The 1,558-nt window shown below is 66.6% G+C and carries 1 protein-coding gene; it reads left to right on the forward strand.

Features of this window, described 5'->3' with window-relative positions:
• The first annotated feature begins 135 nt into the window (after window positions 1–135).
• Complete coding sequence (gene tnpC / locus ITP53_RS55230; protein ID WP_328818948.1) at window positions 136–1,545, forward strand: IS66 family transposase; 1,410 nt, start codon at window positions 136–138, stop codon at window positions 1,543–1,545.
• Window positions 1,546–1,558: the final 13 nt, after the last annotated feature.

The following is a 1,558-nucleotide window of genomic DNA, read 5'->3' on the forward strand; positions in this document are numbered from 1 at the left end:
GTGACTATTCACGTCGCTTCCTTGTGTAGGACTCTGTGTGGTGACGCAGCATGATCTTGCCCATGGGATGATCTTCGGGTGACTCCGGCCCAGAGCGAGCAACCGTCGTACGGCGAGCTCGTGGCGTTGGTCGGGGTGCTGACCGCGCGATTGGATGCGCTGGAGGCAGAGAACACCCAGCTCAAAACGGAGATCGCTGAGCTGCGTGAGGAGAACGCTGAGCTGCGGCGGCAGTTGGGACGTAACTCGCGGAACTCCTCGCAGCCGCCGTCGGCCGATGGCCTGGCCAAGGCGCCGCCTCGGTCGATGCGAGGCAGGAGCGGACGTAGGGTGGGCAAGCAGCCCGGAGCGCCAGGGACGGCGTTGATGCAGGTGGCGAACCCAACGCGACGGGTGCCCCACCTGCCGGCCTCATGTGCGGGGTGCGGAAGCGATCTGGCCGGTGCGGCCTTGGTGGGTGAGCCGGTGATCCGGCAGGTCTTCGACGTGCCCGAGGTGAAGGTGGAGGTCACCGCGCACGAGTTGCACACGGTGGCCTGCGATGGCTGCGGAACGCTCACCCGCGCCGCGGCCCCGGTGTTCGCCACGGCCCCGGCGGTGTATGGGCCACGAGTGAGCGCTCTGGCCGCTTATCTGTCGGTCCAGCATCACATCCCGGTCGGCCGCATTGCCGAGATCCTCGCCGACGTGGCCGGGATAGAGGTGTCCAGTGGATGGATCAGTGCCGCGGTCGGCAAGATGGCCGCCGTACTGTCCCCGGTCACCACCGCTATCGGCGATGCCATCGCCGGCGCTAGCGTGGCGCACTTCGACGAGAGCGTCACCCGCGTGAACGGTAAGAATCACTGGTTGCACGTGGCTGCGACGCCCACGCTGACCGCCTACCACATCGACGAGCACGGGCGCGGTACCGAATCGATCACCGCGTTCGGGATCCTGCCCCGCTTCACCGGCGTGGCCATGCACGACGCCTACCGTTCCTACCAGGCCTTCGACAGGTGCACGCACGCCTTGTGCAACGCGCACATCGTGCGCGAGGCCACCGGGATCGGCGAGTACGACGCCGTCGCTCGCGCCGATGGCTGGGCTGGGGCGCTGGTCCTGCTGCTGGGCGATGGTCATCGGTGGGTGGCCGCATGGCGGGACAAAGGACACGATCGCCTGCCGGCCTTCAAGTTCGATGACTTGTCCCGGCGCTTCGATGACCTGGTGGAACGGGCCCTGGCAGCGCATCCCCCACGCGGTTCGGGCAAGCAGAGCCCGGCCCGGAACCTGGCACTGCGACTGCGGGATCGAAAAGACGAGGTGCTGCGGTTCGCCGCGGACTTCACCGTCGCGTTCTCCAATAACGTCGCCGAGCAAGACATCCGCATGATCAAGACGAAAACCAAGGTCAGCGGCGGTTTCCGCACGCTCAAAGGCGCCCAGGCCTTCCTGTCCATCCGCGGTTACATCTCCACCGTCCGCAAGAACGGCCTGCGCGCCGCCCAGTCCCTCTACGACGCGCTACTCGGAACCCCCTGGACACCCGCACTCACAAACTGACGTGAATAGTCAC

It is taken from the genome of Nonomuraea cypriaca, from assembly GCF_015645445.1.
GTDB classification, from domain to species: domain Bacteria; phylum Actinomycetota; class Actinomycetes; order Streptosporangiales; family Streptosporangiaceae; genus Nonomuraea; species Nonomuraea cypriaca.